Below are 17,606 nucleotides of genomic sequence, written 5' to 3' on the forward strand. Positions count from 1 at the left end.
CCGGGATGCGTGGATTCCTCGTATTCCCCGATGCGCCCGCCGCCGAGCACCTGGCGGCGGGCGCGCCGGGTGGTGTGGTGGCGGTCCGGCACCGGTCGGGCAGGCCGTGGCTGGTGACGTGGGGCACGCCGGAACCGGTGGTGTCGGCCCACGCCGGCGAGGCGGCGCTGGTGGTGGTCGGGTTCTGCCCGGTGACGGCCGCGCGGCTGACCGAGCTGGCCCGCGGGGTGCGGTCGGTCGGTGACGTCGACCGGGTCGCCCACGCGTTGCCGGGCAGCGCGCACCTGATCGCCGCGGTCGACGGGCACGTCCGGGTGCAGGGCACGCTGGCCGGGTTGCGCCGGGTGCTGCACACGCGGGCCGCGGAGGACGTGCCGGTGGCGGGCGACCGGGCGGACCTGCTGGCCTCGCTCACCGGCGCGGGCGTCGACACCGAGGCGTTGGCGGTCCGGGTGGTGTGCGGCGACAGCGTGCCCGCCCCGCTGGGCGAGCAGAGCATGTGGCGACGCGTGACGGCGGTGCCGCCCGGCCACTACGTCGTGCTGGGCAGGCGGACCTCGCGGGTGGTGCGCTGGTGGACCCCGCCCGACCCCGAACTGCCCCTGGCGGCCGGCGCGGCGGTGGTCCGCGACGCCCTGGTGGGTGCGATGGCCGTGCGACCCGGCCGGCTCAGCGCGGACCTGTCCGGCGGGCTGGACTCCACCTCGCTGTGCTTCCTGGCCGCCCACCACCAGGCCCCCGACCTGCTGACGGTGCGCGTCGCCGTGGACGGCCCGGAGGAAGGCGACCCGTTCTTCGCCGCACACGCCCGGCGTGCCCTGCCGGACGCGCGGCACCTGGTGCTGGACCCGGCCGAGCTGCCGGCCCTCCACACCGACCCGGGCCGCGCCATCGACAGCGACCACCCCACCGCCTGCTCCCGCACCGACGCCCAGCAACGCCACATCTCCCGCCTGCTGGCCGACCGCGGCTACCACCACCACCTGACCGGCAACGGCGGCGACGAGCTGTTCCTGCCACCGCACGGCTACCTCACGGGCCTGCCGCGCCACCGACCGCTGGAGGCGTTGCGCCACATCCGCGCCCAGCGGGCGCTGAGTCACTGGCCGTTGGTCGCCACCGCGCGCGGCCTGGTCCGGCGGGGCACGCTGCGCGACTGGTGGAAGGCCCAGGCCGACGAGCTGACCGGACCGCCGGTGCCCGACCGCGAACCCGACCTCGGCTGGGGCCTGGACCCCCTGCGGGCCGGCACGTGCGCCACGCCCGAGGCCATCGCGACCACCCGCGCGGCGCTGCGCCGGACCGCGCGGCAGGTCACGCCCCTGGCCGCCGACCCCGGTCAGCACCAGGCCCTGCTGGCCATCCGCTCCACGGCGCCGGGCTACCACCAGCTCGCCGCCCTGTACGCCGAGCAGGGCGTGTTCCTCGACCTGCCCTACCTGGACGACGCCGTGGTCGTCGCCGTGTCGGCGGTCCAGCTCCACCAGCGCTCGACCCCGTGGCGCTACAAGCAACTGCTCGGCGAGGCGATGCGCGGCATCATGCCCGAGGTCATCCGCAACCGCGGCAGCAAGGACGACTTCAGCGGCGAAGCCATCAGCGGCCTGCACCACAACATGTCCGTCATCCGGGACCTGTTCACCCGCTCCACCCTGGTCGAGCACGGTCTCGTCGACGCGAAGCGGCTCCAGCGGCTGATCGACATCGCCCCGCTCGACGCCACCGCCCACATCGCCCTGGAAGACCTCATCGCCTGCGAGACCTGGCTCGTCGACGCCGCGGCCCGGTCCGCCCGGCCCCGCGTCAGCCCATCAGGGGCAGTCGGCGGGTCAGGCGCGTGACGACCTCGCGCGGCCCGTGGAGGGCGACCGCCACGAAGTCCGGGTCGGCGGTGGCGGCCAGGTCGCGGAGGTAGGCGTCGTAGGCGCGGGCGCGGCGGGCGACCTCGGTGAAGCCGACGGCCGTCACGCCGTCCGCCCGGTGCAGCGCCTTCAGCTCCTCGGCGGGCGCGGTGAGGACGGGCACCGGGTGGTCGGTGATGGCGGCGTGCGGTGTGCCGTCGGCGTCCGCGCCGTCGGTGCCGAGGATGTCCGGCAGCCGCGCGCCCAGGCTCAGGCCCAGGACGACGGCCGCGTTGGCGGCGAGGTTCGGCGGCAGGTCGGCACGCAGGACGAGGGTGATCTTGGTCGACAGCACGGTTCGGTCCGTTCATCCGGTCGGTGAGACGCGGCTGAAGCTAGCGTCGTGCGTGGTGGTGCGGGGTCGCTGCCGAACTTCGTTCGACGGCTCCTGGCATGATCACGCCGTGGACGAACTTGATTCGGCGATCGTCGCCCATCTCCAGGCGGATGCCCGGCTGACCAACCGCGAACTGGCCAGGCGGCTGGGCGTCGCGCCGTCCACGGCGCTGGAGCGCGTGCGGCTGCTGCGCGAGCGGGGCGTCATCCGCGGCTACCACGCGGACATCGACCTGGCCGCGTTGAACCGGCCCGTGGAGGCGTTCGTGGCGTGCCGCGTCCGCCCCCTCAGCCGCGCCGTCATCGACAACTTCAAGGCGGCCCTCAACAGCCTGCCGGAGGTGCTGGCCTCGTACGTGTGCGCGGGCGACGACGACTTCATCCTCCACGTCGCCGTGCCCGACCTCGAACGCCTCCACGAGTTCCTGATCGACCGCCTCAGCGAGCGCCGCGAGGTGCTGGGCTTCCGCAGCTCCATCATCTTCGAAAGCACCCGCAAGCCGGTGTTCGCCGAGCTGCCCTCCTGACGGTCAGGAGGTGCGCAGCCGCGTGTTGAGCCGGGCGGCCCGGCGGGTCAGGTGGTCCCGCTCGGCCAGGGTGGTCGCCTTGTGGGCCGCCTCGGCGTACCGGTCGGCCGCCGTCGCCAGGTCGCCGGCCCGCTCGTGGAGGTACGCCACCGCCGCGGTGTGCCGGGGCAGCGAGTCGTCCAGTTCCGCGAGCGCCGCCAGCCCCGCCCGCGGCCCGTCCGCCTCGCCCACGGCCACCGCCCGGTTGAGCCGCACGACCGGGCTGCCGGTCAGGCGCGCGAGTTCGTCGTACCACTCGACGACCTGCACCCAGTCGGTCTCCCCGGCGGTGCGCGCGTCGGCGTGCAGCGCGGCGATGGCGGCCTGCGCCTGGAACTCGCCCAGCCGGTCGCGGGCCAGCGCCGCCTGGAGCACCCGGACGCCCTCCGCGATCGCGTCGGTGTCCCACCGGCCGCGGTCCTGCTCGGCGAGCGGCACCAGGCCGCCGTCGGGCGTGGTGCGCGCCGCGCGGCGCGCGTGGTGGAGCAGCATGAGCGCGAGCAGCCCCGCCACCTCCGGGTGGTCGACCGCGGCGGCGAGCTGCCGGGTGAGCCGGATCGCCTCCTCCGCCAGGTCGACGTCACCGGAGTAGCCCTCGTTGAACACCAGGTAGAGGACGCGCAGCACGGTGGCGACGTCACCGGGCTGGTCGAACCGCACGCCGGACACGGTGCGCTTGGCGCGGCTGATGCGCTGCGCCATCGTCGCCTCGGGCACCAGGTAGGCCCGTGCGATCTGACGGGTGGTCAGCCCGCCCACGGCACGCAGCGTGAGCGCGACCGCGGACGACGGCGTCAGCGACGGGTGGGCGCACAGGAAGTAGAGCTGGAGCGTGTCGTCCACCGCGGGCACCGGACCGGGCTCCGGCTCCACGACGGCCTCCCGCCGGCGGCGGGAGGCGTCCGCGCGGGTCGCGTCGAGGAACCGCCGCCAGGCCACGGTGACGAGCCAGCCCTTCGGGTCCCGCGGCAGCTCGTCCGGCCAGGTGCGCAACGCCTCCACCAGCGCGTCCTGCACGGCGTCCTCGGCCGCCGCGAAATCGGCGCCGCGGCGGACGAGGGCGGCCAGGACGCCCGGCGTGAGGCTCCGCAGGAGGGTGTTCACTCGGTGATGGTGGGCGGCTCGGCCAGGAACGGGCGCAGCTCCAGCCACTCGTGGATCGGCCGCCCGCCCGCGCCCGGCGCGGCCGAGAGCTGCCCGGCCAGCTCGACGGCCCGCTCGTGGCTGTCGACGTCGATCACCATCCAGCCCGCGATGAGGTCCTTGGTCTCGGGGAACGGGCCGTCGGTGATCGGCGGCCTGCCCTCGCCGTCGTACCGGACGTACAGGCCCTCCGGCGCGACCGCCTGCGCGTCGACGAACTCGCCGGTCTCCTCCAGCCGCGCGGCGAAGTCGAGCATGAACTTGATGTGGGCGTTGACCTCCTCCGGCGTCCACCGCTCCATCGGCACGTCGTTCACGGCGGCCGGCGCGCCGCGGTAGTGCTTGAGCAACAGGTACTTCGCCATCGTGGTCCTCCTCGGTGCGGTGCGACCGCTGTCGTCGCGGTCAACCAGGGGACGGAGCCGGTCACGGGTTCTCGACATCGCCGCCGGGGTTTTCCGGGAAGGCGCTACCGCCAGGACGGGAGCCAGTGCTGGGCCTCCCACATCTCCGGTGTGATCGGTACGCCGTTGAGGACCGGCCACAGCCACACGAAGTTCGCCACCACGAGACCCACGTAGAGGGCCACGACCAGCAACCCGGTGCCGCGGCGCTCCTTGCCCGCCGACGCCTTCCCGAGGATGTCGCCCAGCGCCAGCGTGATGCCCAGGACCAGGAACGGCGCCATCGGCATCGCGTAGAAGAAGTACATCTGCCGGTCCACGTTCACGAACCACGGCAGCAGGCCGGCGGCGTAGCCGACGAGCACGGCGGTGTACCGCCAGTCCAGGTGGGCGATGGACCGCCACACCGCCCAGCCCAGCACGGGGAACGCGAGCCACCACATCGCGGGCGTGCCGACGAGCATGATCGCGCCCACGCACGACGCCGCGCCGCAGCCGGTCACCGAGCCCTCGTAGTAGTAGAGCATCGGCCGCAGGCCCATGGGCCACGTCCACGGCTTCGACTCCCACGGGTGCCGGTTCGTCTCGGACGTCACGAGGTTGTTGTGGAACTCCAGCACGTTGCCGCTGTAGTACCAGAGCGCCCGCAGCGGCGTCGGGACCCAGGAGTCGTCCGGGATCTTCTGGCCCACCACGTGCCGGTCGATCGCCGTCTCGCTGGCGAACCACGACCACCAGGTGGCCAGGTAGGTCAGCAGCGGGAGCACCACCAGCGCGAACAGCGACGGCAGCACGTCACGCAGGATCGCGCCCACCCACGGCCGCGCCACGCCCGCCGTCCGCCGCGCCGTCGCCGTGGACAGCACCAGCAGCAGCCCGAAGAACGGGATGTACCAGGCGCCGGACCACTTCACGCCGCACGCGAGGCCGATCGCGACACCGGCGCCGAACCGCCACCAGCGGAAGCCCAGCGACGGCCCGTACACCGAGTTGTTCACCCAGCCCTCGCGCACGGCGACCGCCAGCCGGGCCCGCATCTGGTCCCGGTCCACCACCAGGCACGCGAACGCCACCACCACGAACAGCGTGACGAAGGCGTCCAGCATCCCCATCCGGGTCTGCACGTGGTTCAGGCCGTCCGCGATCATCAGCACGCCCGCGATGGCCCCGAGCAGGTCGGACCGGGTCAACCGGCGCGCGATGCGGACCACCAGCAGGATCACGATCGTCCCGGCCAGCGCCGACGCGAACCGCCAGCCCAGGCCGTCGTAGCCGAACAGCCACTGGCCGATGGCGATGAGCTGCTTGCCCAGCGGCGGGTGGACGATCAGCTCGTAGCCGGGGTTGTCCTCGTACCCGCCGTTGCGCAGCGCCTGCGCCGCCTGGGGCACGTAGTGCTTCTCGTCGAAGAGAGGGGTGCCCTTGTCGGTCGGGAACCCCAGGTTCCAGAACCGCACCACGCCGCCGATCAACGCCACGGCGAGCGTCACCAGCCACCCGCGCAGCGCGCTGCTGAGCGGGCCGGGTTCGAGCTGCTTGGCCCGCTGCTCGCGGTCGTTGCCCGGGGGCGGGCTGGTCGGGGGCAGCTCCCCGACGTCGACCACGTCGTCTGCGGACTGCGGTGCGATCAGGCTCACGCGCCCGATCGTAGGGTGAAGGGTGTGAGACCTGTATCGGGATCAGGCCGTCTGGTGCTGGCCGCTACTCCGCTCGGCGACATCCGAGACGCGTCGCCGCGCCTGGTGGAGGCACTGGCGACGGCCGACGTGGTGGCCGCCGAGGACACCCGCCGCCTGCGTGCCCTCGCCGCCGCGCTGGACGTCGAGGTCGGCGGGCGCGTGGTGAGCTTCTACGACCAGGTGGAGACCAGCCGCCTGCCGGGCCTCGTCGAGGCGGTGCACGAGGGGCGCACGGTGCTGCTGGTGACCGACGCCGGGATGCCCAGCGTGTCCGACCCCGGCTACCGGCTGGTGGCGACGTGCGTCGAGGAGGGGCTGGTGGTCACCTGCCTGCCCGGTCCGTCGGCGGTGACGACGGCGCTGGCCGTGTCGGGGCTGCCGTCGGACCGGTTCTGCTTCGAGGGCTTCCCGCCGCGCAAGCAGGGCGAGCGGCAGCGGTGGTTCGCCGCGTTGGCCAACGAGCCGCGGACCTGCGTGTTCTTCGAGTCGCCGCACCGGCTGGCCGCGACGCTCGCGGACGCGGCCGAGGTGCTCGGGGACGACCGCCGCGCCGCGGTGTGCCGGGAGTTGACGAAGACCTACGAGGAGGTGCGCCGGGGCGGGCTCGGCGAGCTGGCCGAGTGGGCGGCGGCCGGGGTGCGCGGTGAGATCACGGTCGTGCTCGCACCCGGCGCGCCCGCCGCGGGGCCGTCGATGGCGTCGCTGGTCGCGGAGGTGCGGCAACGCGTGGCGGACGGCGAGCGGATGAAGGCGGCGGCGGCCGAGGTCGCGGCGGCGGCCGGGGTGAGCAAGAAGGCGTTGTACGACGCCGCGGTCAGCGAGGGCTGACGGGCCGAGCGCGGCGGTGCGGAGTGGCGAAGCTGCGGGGTCGCGAAGTGGCGGTGTCGCGAAGTGGCGGTGTCCGGTGGGGAAGGGGCGCTCACTCGGGGAAGGTGACCAGCTTCGCCTCACCCAGCACCCGGTGGCGGGCGAGCAGGGTGGCCGCCGATTGCGACACCCACGTCCCGCCGTCCTCCGTCCACAGCACCGCCGCGCGTGGTTCGGTGAACTCCAGTCCCCACGCGACGTAACCCGGGTCGTCGTCGCCACGGCCCACGCCGACCAAGGCGAACAAAGTCGGCCGGGAAGTGCGGGCCTCGTATTCCAAATCCGTCAACAGATCCATGGACCAACGGTAGCTAGACGGCTAGCGGTGGGATATTGCCTGATCGAGTGAATGCGCTAGCCAGACATCTAGGAAATGATCGGTGCATGACCACTCGGAACGACCCCTCGGCGCTGCAATGGCTCGTCGGTGTCGAGCTGGCGCACTACCGCAAGCTCAGCGGGCTCACGATCGCGCAGGCGGCGGAGGCGGCCCGCATCACGCGGGCCAAGGTCGGACACATGGAAACCGGCCGCTACCAGCAGTTCCCGGACGACGTCACCAAGCTCATGAACGTCTACGGCGCGGGCCGCGCCGACGTCGAGCGGCTGGCCTCGTTGTCCGGCAGCTCCGAGGGCAAGAGCTGGTGGGCGCCCTGGTCCCACCTCGTCCCGGACTGGTTCAAGACCTTCGTCGGACTGGAGGGCCTGGCCGAAAGCGAGTTTTGCTTCGAACCGATGGTGTTGCCGGGTTTGTTGCAGACGGAGGACTACGCCCAAGCGATCACCGAAGCCACCGGTTTCGTGCGACGTGATCACGCGGAGCGGTTCGCGTCATTCCGGGTGGAGCGGGCCAAGCGGCTCACCGAATCCGAACCGCTGGAGTTGCACACGGTGATCGGAGAAGCCGCACTCAGGTTGGAGGTCGGCACGCCTGAGGTCCGGCGTGAGCAGTTCCGTCACCTGATTGATCTGGCGAAGCGCCCCAATGTGACTATCCAGGTGGTTCGACCAGAGGACGGGCCGCACACCGCGACCAGTGGTGCGTTCTTCGTGCTGGATTTCCTCCGTGCTCAGTCGGTCGCTTACGCCGAACGCCTCGATGGAGCGGTCTACGTGCAGGACCAGGATGACGTGCGGACTTATAAGATGGCGGTGGAGAACCTGCGGGCGGTTGCGCTATCCGCGCAGCAGTCCATCTCCTACGTCCAGTCGTTGATCGACGGCTAGCAGGAGGCTCCCATGTCCGAACTCCAGTGGTTCAAGAGCAGCTACAGCGCCAACAACGGAGCTTGCGTCGAGGTGGCGTTCACCAAGAGCAGCTACAGCACCAACAACGGTGCCTGCGTCGAGGTCGGCTTCATCAAGAGCAGCCACAGCACCAACAACGGCAACTGCGTCGAGGTGGCTGTGGGGGCCGAAGCAGTCCTCGCTCGTGACTCCAAGAACCCCGACGGGGGACGCCTGGAGTTCAGCCCCCGTGCCTGGCAGGCGTTGACCGCCAGCCTCCGCTGACCACCCCCGCGCCGAGCCGTAGGCTTGGCGCATGAGTGCCTCCGTGTTGACCGCGGTGGCGTGGCCGTATGCGAACGGGCCCCGCCACATCGGTCACGTATCAGGGTTCGGTGTCCCCTCCGACGTCTTCTCGCGGTACATGCGGATGGCGGGGAACCGGGTGCTGATGGTGTCCGGCACGGACGAGCACGGCACGCCCATCTCGGTGCAGGCCGAGAAGGAAGGTCTGACGGAGCGCCAGGTCGCGGACAAGTACAACCGCGTCATCGCCGAGGACCTCCAGGGCCTGGGGCTGTCCTACGACCTGTTCACCCGGACCACCACGGGCAACCACTACCAGGTGGTGCAGGACCTGTTCCTGGCGCTGTGGCGCAACGGCTACGTGATCCCCAAGACCGAGCTGGGCGCGATCAGCCCGTCCACCGGCCGCACCCTGCCCGACCGCTACATCGAGGGCACCTGCCCGATCTGCGGGTACGACGGCGCGCGTGGCGACCAGTGCGACAACTGCGGCAACCAGCTCGACCCGGTCGACCTGAAGAACCCGCGCTCGCGGATCAACGGCGAGGTGCCGAAGTTCGTCGAGACCGAGCACCTGTTCCTGGACCTGCCGCAGTTCATCGACGCGCTCGGCGGCTGGCTCCAGACCCGCACCGAGTGGCGGCCGAACGTGCTCAAGTTCAGCGCCAACCTGATCAAGGACCTGCGCCCGCGCGCCATCACCCGCGACCTCGACTGGGGCGTGCCGATCCCGCTCGACGGGTGGCGCGACCAGCCGATGAAGCGGTTCTACGTGTGGTTCGACGCGGTCATCGGGTACTTGAGCGCGTCGGTCGAGTGGGCCCGCCGCACCGGGGACGCCGACGCCTGGCAGGAGTTCTGGACGGGCGACGCCCAGGGCTACTACTTCATGGGCAAGGACAACATCGTCTTCCACTCGCTGATCTGGCCCGCGTTGCTGCTCGGCCAGAACGGGCAGGGCACGAAGGGCGGCGAGCCGGGCCGGTTCGGCACGCTGAACCTGCCCACGGAGGTCGTTTCCAGCGAGTTCCTCACCATGAGCGGTTCCAAGTTCTCCACGTCGCGCGGCACCGTCATCTACGTGACGGACTTCCTGCGCGAGTTCGGCCCGGACGCGTTGCGCTACTTCATCTCGGTGGCCGGCCCGGAGAACCAGGACACCGACTTCACCTGGGACGAGTTCGTCCGCCGCACCAACTTCGAGCTGGCCAACGAGTGGGGCAACCTGGTCAACCGGTCGGTCTCGATGGCGCACAAGAACGTGGGCGCGGTGCCCCGGCCGACCGCGCCGACCCAGGCCGACCACGACCTGCTCGCCCTGAGCAGGCAGGCGTTCGACCTGGTCGGCGGCAACCTGCGCCGGTCGCGGTTCAAGCAGGCGGTGGGCGAGGCGATGAAGGTCGTCGGCGCGGCCAACCGCTACCTGTCCGACCAGGAGCCGTGGAAGCTCAAGGACGACCCGGAGCGCCGGGACACCGTCCTGCACACCGCGCTCCAGGTCGTGCAGGACGCGAACACGCTGCTGACGCCGTTCCTGCCGCACTCGGCGCAGCAGGTGCACCAGGCGCTGGGCGGCACGGGCGTGTGGTCGGCGCAGCCCGAGCTGACCCAGGTCGAGGACCTCGACGTGCCCGACCGCGAGTACCCGGTGCTGACCGGTGACTACGCCGCCGAGCAGGCGAAGTGGGAGTCCACGCCGGTCGAGGTGGGCCGCCCGCTGGCCAAGCCCGCGCCGCTGTTCGCCAAGCTGGACCCGAAGCTCGCGGAAGTCGGCCCCGACTGGGCGCCGATCGTCGACTGAGGTGGGCGAGCGCCGCGGCGAGCGGCCACCGGTTCCGGACGCGTTGCCGGAACCGGTGGTCGACGCCCACACCCACCTGGACGCCTGCGGGGCGGAGACGCCCGAGCAGGTGCGCGAGATCCTCGACCGGGCGAACGCCGCGGGCGTCGACCGCGTGGTGACGGTCGCCGACGACCTGGCGTCCGCGCGGTGGGCGGCGGAGGCCGCGACGTGGGACGAGCGGGTGTTCGCGGCGGTCGCGCTGCACCCGACGCGAACGTCCACCTTCACCGACGCGGACCGCGCCGAGTTGACGGCGCTGGCGGCGCGGCCGGAGGTCGTCGCGGTCGGTGAGACCGGTTTGGACTACTACTGGGACTACGCGCCGCCGGCCGCCCAGCACGACGCGTTCCGTTGGCACATCGAGCTTTCCAAGCGCGTCGACAAGCCGCTGATGATCCACGACCGGGACGCGCACGACGACGTGCTGAAGATCCTGGACGAGGAGGGCGCACCGTCCACAGTGGTCTTCCACTGCTTCTCCGGCGACCTGGCGTTCGCGCGGGCGTGCGTGGAACGCGGGTTCGTGCTGTCGTTCGCGGGCACGGTCACCTTCCGGAACGCGCACGCGTTGCGGGAGGCGGCGGCGTGGGCGCCGGTCGAGCACATCCTCGTGGAGACCGACGCGCCGTTCCTGACGCCCCACCCCTTCCGGGGTCGGCCGAACGAGCCGTACTGCGCCAACTACACGCTGCGTGACATCGCGGAGCTGCGTGGCGTGGAATCGGCGGAACTCGCGTCAACTGTCACCCGAACCGCCGAACGGGTCTTCCGGCTTCGTGACGTGCCGCGTTCGCAGAGGTCGGGGGCGTCGGGCGGCCCACGACCTTGATCCACCTACCGGGTGAGCGGAGTCACACAACCCCTAGGGGTGTTTGCGCAACCCCCGTGCACCCGTTACGGTCCCGTGACCGTGCCCCGAGATCAGTCCGGGGGCACAGCCCGCAGTCGGGGCGGGTTTGCGCACCAGAAGCGAGAAGACGTCAACGCACAGGAGTTGCCGGAGATCACCTGCTGACCGCCGACACCGAACGTGTGCGCGAGCTTCGCGCCTTCAGGAGGTATGGAACCCCGTGAACTCGTTCAACGAGGACACCGACTGGTTTACGCCCGTGCAACCCACTCCGGCGACGTCGGTGGACGTCCTGGACAGACCGGAGCCCGGTTGGTCCGACTGGGACACCACGGTTTTCAGCATCACGCCGGACGACGTCCTGGAAGTCCTCGGACCGGACGCGGACGACCTGCTGGCGAACGCCAACGTCGACGTCGACGAGCTGATCAAGCTCATCAACGCCGAGACCACGCTCCTCCCCCCGATCATCATCCCGGACGAGGTCTCCCAGGACCGCGTCGCGGGCGGCCTGGCCGCCGAGCAGCCGGACGCACCGCCCGCCGCCCTGGTCGAAGCCGCCGGGAAGTGGAAGCGCCGCTTCCTCAAGGCCGCGGTCGCCACCGTGCTGGTGACCATCTCCGGCGGTGGGGCCACCGCCATCGCGATGGACAAGTCCGTCACGGTCGACGTCGACGGTGAAGCCAAGACCGTCCGCACCTACGAGTCCACGGTCGGCGACATCCTCGCCGACGAGGGCATCGCGATCGGCGAGCACGACGCGCTCAGCCCCACCCCGCAGGCGAAGGTCGGCGACGGCGGCAAGATCACCCTTGACCGCGGCCGGCTGGTGAAGCTCACGGTCGACGGCGAGCAGCGCGAGGGCTGGGTCCGGTCGGTGACCGTGGACGAAGCCCTCGACCAGCTCCAGGTGCCCGACGAGGGCGCGTGGGTCTCCCACGACCGGAACATGGCCGTCCCGCTGGGTGGCCTGTCCCTTGAGGTCAAGAGCCTCAAGACGATCACCGTGTTCGACGGCGGCAACGAGCCCCGCCAGATCCGGACCACCGCCGTGACGGTGGACGAGCTGCTGAAGACCGAGAACATCGCGCTCGGGCCGGAGGACAAGCTCGAAACGGCGGGCGACCTGCGCGTCACCAACGGCGCGGAAGTCCACATCAGCCGCACCGGCGTCTCCGTGATCAACGCGACCGAGGCCGTCGAGCCGCCGGTCGAGGAGATCAAGGACGACACGCTGATGAAGGGCTCCAAGGAGGTCGTCGACGAGGGCGCCGCCGGGGAGCAGATCGTCACCTACCGCGTGACGATCAAGAACGGCAAGGAGACCGCGCGCGAGAAGCTGGGCGCGAAGGTCACCAAGGAGCCGAAGGCCCGCAAGGTCAAGGTCGGTACGAAGGTCCCGCCGGACGGCGCGGTGTGGGACCGGCTGGCCAACTGCGAGGCCACCGGCAACTGGGCCATCAACACCGGCAACGGCTACTACGGCGGCCTCCAGTTCAACAAGGGCACCTGGGACGCCTACGGGGGCGGCCAGTACGCCGAGTACCCGCACCAGGCGACCCGCGAGCAGCAGATCGCCGTGGCCACCAAGCTGCGCGACGCGCGCGGTGGCTACTCGGCGTGGCCCCACTGCCAGTCCAAGCTGGGCCTGCCGTAAGTTCTCGCCGGTGACCGAAGCTTCGTCGACGGCAGGGCCGGGGAGTTCGCTCCTCGGCCCTGCCGACGTCCGCCGGCTGGCCGCCGAGCTGGACGTGCGCCCCACCAAGAAGCTCGGCCAGAACTTCGTGCACGACCCCAACACCGTGCGCAAGATCGTGTCGGCGGCGGACCTGCGTGCCGACGACGTGGTGCTGGAGGTCGGGCCGGGCCTGGGTTCGCTGACGCTCGCCCTGCTGCCCGCGTGCCGGGCGGTGGTCGCCGTGGAGATCGACCCGGTTCTGGCCGGGAGGCTGCCGGGCACGGTGGCCGAGCGCGCGCCCGGCCTCGCCGACCGGCTGACGGTCGTGGAAGCCGACGCCATGCGCGTCACGGCCGACCGGTTCCCGGTCGAGCCGACCGCCCTGGTGGCCAACCTCCCGTACAACGTGGCCGTGCCCGTGGTGCTGCACCTGCTGGCGGAGCTGCCGTCGCTGCGCACCGGCCTGGTGATGGTGCAGGCCGAGGTCGCCGACCGGATGGCCGCCGGTCCGGGCAGCAAGGTCTACGGGGTGCCCAGCGTGAAGCTCGCCTGGTACGCCGACGCCCGCCGCGCCGGCCCGGTGTCGCGCTCCGTGTTCTGGCCGGTGCCGAACGTCGATTCGGCCCTGGTAGCCTTCGACCGCCGTCCCGCACCGTCCGATGTGGACGTCCGGGTGCTGTTCTCCGTGGTGGACGCGGCTTTCGCGCAGCGGCGCAAGACCCTGCGCAGCGCGTTGGCCGGGTGGGCGGGCTCGCCCGCGGCGGCCGAGCGGCTGCTGACCCGGGCGGGCGTCGACCCGGGCGCCCGGGGAGAGCAATTGGGCGTCGGAGACTTCATCCGGATAGCCGAGGTTTCCTCGGAGTAATGGCCGGTGATCTTTCGGCCGAAAGTGTGATTTGACGAACGATCCTCGCACAGGCTTGCGTTCATGCCGGTGTGTCGGGTGTACTCGTGCTGCCATCCCGAGCGGCCGAGAGACCTGGCTCTACGACGCCGCAGCAACCACCTCCCCACGGAGGCAGGTGCTTCAGCCAGGATCGATGGAGGATCACGTGCCCAGGACGCGAATGCTCACGCGCCGGCGAGTCGTCGACCACGGCCGACGCACGGCCTCGGGCTGTCGCAGCTACTCCGCCTAGGCGCTTTTTCGAATCCTCGCCGTCCTCTCTGCGGACGAACCCTTTCTGAGCCGGCTTTCGGACGCGCACGCCCAGGGCGTGCGTTGCCGCGTGCAGTCGTGGAGCGAAACGTGATCACTGTTGAGAACCTCACCAAGACCTTCCCCGGGAGTACCGGTCAGGTTCGCGCACTGGACGGCGTGAACCTGGACGTCGCCGCGGGCACCGTCCTCGGCGTCGTCGGCCCCAGCGGGGCGGGCAAGTCCACGCTGGCCCGGTGCGTGGCGCTGCTGGAGCGCCCCGACAGCGGCGCGATCCGCGTCGACGGCACCGACCTGGTGTCGCTCGGCGGACCCGCCCTGCGTGCCGCGCGCAGGCAGATCGGCGTCGTCCCGCAGGGCGACTCGCTGCTCCGCCAGCGCACCGCCGCGGGCAACGTGGCGCTGCCGCTGGAGTCCGCGGGCGTGCCCGGACCGCAGCGCCGCACCCGCGTCGCGGAGCTGCTCGACCTCGTGGGCCTCACCGACAAGGCCGGCACCTATCCCGACCAGCTCTCCGGCGGCCAGCGCCAGCGCATCGCGGTGGCCCGCGCCCTCGCCGCCAGCCCCTCCGTGCTGCTGGCCGACGAGCCCACCTCCGCGCTCGACCCCGACACCACGGGCTCCGTGCTCACCGTCCTGGACCGGGCACGTGCCGAACTCGGCGTCACCGTCCTCGTGGTCACCCACGACATGAACGTGGTCCGGAAGATCTGCGACGACGTCGCCGTGCTCGACGGCGGGCGCGTGGTGGAGCACGGGAAGGTGCTCGACCTGGTGTCCGACGCCGGGTCCCGCACCGCGGCCTCGCTGCTGCCCGCCGTGGACCAGAACCCCGGCTCCGAGAGCGCCTACGACCGCGTCGCCGACGTGGTGCTGGTCGGCTTCGCCGCCGTCGGCGCGCTCCTCCCCGAAGCCACCAGCCGGTTCGGCGTCGAGCTGAACCTGCTCGGTGGCGGTCTCACCCGGCTCGGCGAGACGCCCGTGGCGCGGTTCCGCGTCGGTCTCAACGGCGAGCGCGCCGACTCGGCGCTGGAGTGGATCGGGGAAGCGGGCGGCGCGGTGCGCCGAACACTCGCCGGTCCCCAAGGAGTAGCTGCGTGAGGTTTGCAACACCCTGGTCCACCGTGTTCAACGACGTGCTGCTCGCCACCGGCGAGACGTTGTACATGGTGGGCGTCTCCACCCTGATCGCGGTTCTGCTCGGCATCCCGCTCGGCGTCTGGTTGCAGCTCACCGCTCCCGGTGGGCTGCGGCCCAGGCCCGTGGTGAACAAGCTGCTCGGCTTCGTGGTCGACCTCGGTCGGTCCATGCCCTTCCTGGTCCTGCTGGTCATGCTCATGTCCCTGACCAGGCTCCTGCTCGGCAGCACCATCGGACCCACCGCGGCCATCGTGCCGCTCGCGATCGGCGCGATCCCGTTCGTCGGGCGACTGGTGCAGAACGTCCTGTCCGAGGTGCACGTGTCCGTGGTGGAAGCGGCGGTGACCACCGGCGCCTCCACGCTGCGGATCGTGCGCAGCGTGCTGCTCCGGGAATCCCTCCCCGCGCTGGTCAACGCCATCGGCGTGACCGCGATCGCGTTGCTCGGCTACTCCGCCATGGCGGGTGTGGTCGGCGGTGGCGGCCTCGGCGACCTGGCCGTCCGCATGGGGTACCAGCGGTTCAACGACCGGTACCTGTGGGCCACGGTCGTGGCGCTCGCGATCATCGCGACGTTGATCCAGTTCGCGGCCAACCGGGTGGCGCGTGGCGTGGATCGCCGTCGGCACGCATCGGTGTGACGATCGGTGTGCCGTTCGGTGTGCCGTTCGGTGTGTCGGTCGGTACGCCTTTGCCGGTTGGTCTGAGTCTTCTTTCGTTTCTCCGTAGCAAGTAAGGAATCGCCATGCGCCTCCGTGCCGCCGCCGCCATCGCCGCCGTGCTGCTGACCGCAGTGGGCTGCGGTAGCGGCCAGAACGACACCGCCGCCAACCCCGACGCGGCGCTCAAGGTGGGCGTCAGCCCCGTCCCGCACGCCCAGGTGCTGCGGTACGTGGCGGACAACCTCGCCAAGGACAAGGGCCTCAAGATCGAGGTCGTCGAGTTCACCGACTACGTCCAGCCCAACACGGCGCTGGTCGACAAGTCGCTGGACGCCAACTACTTCCAGACCATCCCGTTCCTGGACGCGTTCAAGGCGGAGAGCGGCGCGCAGCTGGAGTGGGTCGGCCCGGTCCACCTCGAACCGCTGGGCATCTACTCCAAGAAGCACAAGAAGCTCTCGGAGCTGCCCGAGGGCGCGAAGGTCGCGGTCGCCAACGACCCGGCCAACGAGGCCCGCGGCCTGCGCCTGCTCCAGGCGAACGGCCTGATCAAGATCAAGGAAGGCGCGGAGAAGACCGCGACCGTCGGTGACGTGGTCGAGAACCCGAAGAAGCTGGAGATCGTGGTCCTGGAGGCCGCGCAGCTCCCGCGCTCGCTGGACGACACCGCCGCTTCGGTGGTCAACGGCAACTACGCGATCGACGCCGGCCTGAAGCCCGCCCAGGACGCCCTGGTCCTGGAGAAGGCCGAGGGCAACCCCAACGCCAACGGCCTGGTGACCCGGGCGGAGCTGAAGGACGACAAGCGGATCAAGGACCTCCAGGAGCTGCTGACGTCGCAGCAGGTCAAGGACTACATCAAGGACACGTTCTCCGGAGCTGTGCTGGCGGTGTGACGGTCTATTCGGAGGGGGTCGGGAGCTTGCTCCCGGCCCCCGTTTTGCTGCGTGAGAGGTAGCGGGTGGCCTGGTAGAGCGCGAGCGCGGCGACCGCGCCGGACACGACCGTGATGGACGCGCTGACCAGGAGGTCGGTGCCGGTGTCGCCCGTGGTGGTGACCAACGCGAAGGCGACGGTGAACGCGAGCAGCGCCAGCACGGTGAGGGTGTGGTTTCGTGGCGGTGCGAAGCGGGCCGGTACGGGGTGGGTCGGCAGCGTGGAGAGCCTGCGCAGGCCCCACAGGAGGGCGAAGAGGGCGCCGAAGGCGGTGCTGACCCACTGGGCCCAGGCGAAGCCCGGCATGGGGCCGATCTCGGCGTTCAGGAGCGGGACCAGGCGGACGCCCCAGTCGCCGGGGTGCGTGAAGGCGTCCCAGACGAAGTGCGTGACGCAGCCGATCGCCGCGGAGACGGCGGTGGCCGCCGTGAAGCGGGGTGCCGGTTGCCACGCCAGCTTGGCCCTGGTGGTCGCGGGAGCCAGCGCGAGCAGCGGTTCGTGCAGGAAGAACCGGTAGAAGGCGAGCGCGACCAGGGCGATCGGCGTGTCCACGAGGAAGACGCCCCACCACGTGTGCGTGTACTCCCCGCCGCCCGGGTAGAGCAGCACGAAGTACGGGATGTCCGGCGCCATCGAGCCCGCTACCAGCGCCGATGCCACCAGCGGGCGACGAGCCAGGGGCAGCGCCGCGGCGATGTGCGAGACGGTGAACGGCATGACCGCATTCGACCATCCCTGGGAGGTGGGGGTGGTGCCGGGCACGGGATCTGCACAGGATCACCACGGATGCGGGTGGTGGGACGCGGCTTGGGCTTCTTGGCGTTGCTGTGTCGCTTGAAGCTGGGTGCCCCCTTGAGAGAGCGACCTGGCCCACAGAGCAGCGGGCACCCCGCTCGCGCCCGTAGGCTG

At 71.3% G+C, this 17,606-nt stretch carries 18 protein-coding genes and 1 riboswitch; of the genes, 12 read left to right on the top strand and 6 right to left on the bottom strand.

Annotated features, from left to right (window positions below):
* Positions 1-5 precede the first annotated feature (5 nt).
* Complete coding sequence (locus tag KZQ38_RS18110) at positions 6-1,841, top strand: asparagine synthase-related protein (RefSeq protein WP_219443282.1); 1,836 nt, start codon at positions 6-8, stop codon at positions 1,839-1,841.
* Here KZQ38_RS18110 and KZQ38_RS18115 read toward each other — a convergent pair.
* Complete coding sequence (locus KZQ38_RS18115; protein WP_219443283.1) at positions 1,804-2,196, bottom strand: DUF2000 domain-containing protein; 393 nt, start codon at positions 2,194-2,196, stop codon at positions 1,804-1,806. The two genes, KZQ38_RS18110 and KZQ38_RS18115, sit on opposite strands and share 38 nt — an antisense overlap.
* A gap of 109 nt (positions 2,197-2,305) precedes the next feature.
* Here KZQ38_RS18115 and KZQ38_RS18120 point away from each other — a divergent pair, with 109 nt between their 5' ends.
* The gene (locus tag KZQ38_RS18120) at positions 2,306-2,764 is read left to right on the top strand and encodes an Lrp/AsnC family transcriptional regulator (RefSeq protein WP_219443284.1); all 459 of its coding nucleotides are present in this window, start codon (positions 2,306-2,308) and stop codon (positions 2,762-2,764) included.
* Between the two features lie 3 nt (positions 2,765-2,767).
* Here the strand turns inward: KZQ38_RS18120 and KZQ38_RS18125 are convergent, their stop codons facing one another.
* The 3 genes from KZQ38_RS18125 to KZQ38_RS18135 form a co-directional block, all read right to left on the bottom strand.
* Positions 2,768-3,907 carry an RNA polymerase sigma factor gene (locus KZQ38_RS18125; protein ID WP_219443285.1) on the bottom strand — a complete coding sequence of 380 codons (1,140 nt, stop codon included), beginning with the start codon at positions 3,905-3,907 and terminating at the stop codon, positions 2,768-2,770.
* Complete coding sequence (locus tag KZQ38_RS18130; protein WP_219443286.1) at positions 3,904-4,311, bottom strand: YciI family protein; 408 nt, start codon at positions 4,309-4,311, stop codon at positions 3,904-3,906. The genes KZQ38_RS18125 and KZQ38_RS18130 overlap by 4 nt, the downstream gene beginning before the upstream one ends.
* A 104-nt stretch (positions 4,312-4,415) precedes the next feature.
* On the bottom strand, positions 4,416-5,954 hold the full coding sequence (locus tag KZQ38_RS18135) for a dolichyl-phosphate-mannose--protein mannosyltransferase (RefSeq protein WP_372452256.1): 1,539 nt from the start codon (positions 5,952-5,954) through the stop codon (positions 4,416-4,418).
* 57 nt (positions 5,955-6,011) lie between these two features.
* On the opposite strand from KZQ38_RS18135, the gene rsmI reads away from it, so the two are divergent.
* Positions 6,012-6,857 carry a 16S rRNA (cytidine(1402)-2'-O)-methyltransferase gene (rsmI, locus tag KZQ38_RS18140; RefSeq protein WP_219443288.1) on the top strand — a complete coding sequence of 282 codons (846 nt, stop codon included), beginning with the start codon at positions 6,012-6,014 and terminating at the stop codon, positions 6,855-6,857.
* Positions 6,858-6,948: 91 nt separating this feature from the next.
* On the opposite strand, the gene KZQ38_RS18145 is transcribed toward rsmI, so the two are convergent.
* Positions 6,949-7,194, bottom strand: coding sequence for a hypothetical protein (locus KZQ38_RS18145; RefSeq protein ID WP_219443289.1), 246 nt, complete (start codon positions 7,192-7,194; stop codon positions 6,949-6,951).
* 86 nt (positions 7,195-7,280) lie between these two features.
* Between KZQ38_RS18145 and KZQ38_RS18150 the strand changes: the two genes are divergently transcribed.
* From KZQ38_RS18150 to KZQ38_RS18190, 9 genes are all read left to right on the top strand, one after another.
* Positions 7,281-8,123: a helix-turn-helix domain-containing protein gene (locus KZQ38_RS18150; RefSeq protein WP_219443290.1), complete on the top strand. Its 843-nt coding sequence runs from the start codon at positions 7,281-7,283 to the stop codon at positions 8,121-8,123.
* Positions 8,124-8,135: 12 nt separating this feature from the next.
* Complete coding sequence (locus tag KZQ38_RS18155; RefSeq protein WP_219443291.1) at positions 8,136-8,408, top strand: DUF397 domain-containing protein; 273 nt, start codon at positions 8,136-8,138, stop codon at positions 8,406-8,408.
* 31 nt (positions 8,409-8,439) lie between these two features.
* Complete coding sequence (gene metG / locus KZQ38_RS18160; RefSeq protein WP_219443292.1) at positions 8,440-10,230, top strand: methionine--tRNA ligase; 1,791 nt, start codon at positions 8,440-8,442, stop codon at positions 10,228-10,230.
* 1 nt (position 10,231) lies between these two features.
* Complete coding sequence (locus KZQ38_RS18165; RefSeq protein WP_219443293.1) at positions 10,232-11,101, top strand: TatD family hydrolase; 870 nt, start codon at positions 10,232-10,234, stop codon at positions 11,099-11,101.
* A gap of 241 nt (positions 11,102-11,342) precedes the next feature.
* Positions 11,343-12,779 (top strand): resuscitation-promoting factor, encoded by a 1,437-nt coding sequence (locus KZQ38_RS18170; protein WP_219443294.1) that lies wholly within the window; start codon positions 11,343-11,345, stop codon positions 12,777-12,779.
* Positions 12,780-12,789: 10 nt separating this feature from the next.
* Entirely contained in the window at positions 12,790-13,665 is an 876-nt protein-coding gene (gene rsmA, locus KZQ38_RS18175) for a 16S rRNA (adenine(1518)-N(6)/adenine(1519)-N(6))-dimethyltransferase RsmA (protein ID WP_219443295.1), read from the top strand.
* 89 nt (positions 13,666-13,754) lie between these two features.
* Positions 13,755-13,847: riboswitch (SAM riboswitch) on the top strand.
* A gap of 202 nt (positions 13,848-14,049) precedes the next feature.
* The gene (locus tag KZQ38_RS18180; protein ID WP_219443296.1) at positions 14,050-15,060 is read left to right on the top strand and encodes a methionine ABC transporter ATP-binding protein; all 1,011 of its coding nucleotides are present in this window, start codon (positions 14,050-14,052) and stop codon (positions 15,058-15,060) included.
* On the top strand, positions 15,057-15,740 hold the full coding sequence (locus tag KZQ38_RS18185) for a methionine ABC transporter permease (protein WP_219443297.1): 684 nt from the start codon (positions 15,057-15,059) through the stop codon (positions 15,738-15,740). The genes KZQ38_RS18180 and KZQ38_RS18185 overlap by 4 nt, the downstream gene beginning before the upstream one ends.
* Before the next feature lie 104 nt (positions 15,741-15,844).
* Positions 15,845-16,657 carry a MetQ/NlpA family ABC transporter substrate-binding protein gene (locus KZQ38_RS18190; protein WP_219443298.1) on the top strand — a complete coding sequence of 271 codons (813 nt, stop codon included), beginning with the start codon at positions 15,845-15,847 and terminating at the stop codon, positions 16,655-16,657.
* Positions 16,658-16,661: 4 nt separating this feature from the next.
* Here the strand turns inward: KZQ38_RS18190 and KZQ38_RS18195 are convergent, their stop codons facing one another.
* Positions 16,662-17,414: a DUF4184 family protein gene (locus KZQ38_RS18195; protein WP_219443299.1), complete on the bottom strand. Its 753-nt coding sequence runs from the start codon at positions 17,412-17,414 to the stop codon at positions 16,662-16,664.
* Positions 17,415-17,606 lie beyond the last annotated feature (192 nt).

The sequence above is a fragment of the Saccharothrix obliqua genome (assembly GCF_019375475.1).
GTDB classification, from domain to species: Bacteria; Actinomycetota; Actinomycetes; order Mycobacteriales; family Pseudonocardiaceae; genus Actinosynnema; species Actinosynnema obliqua.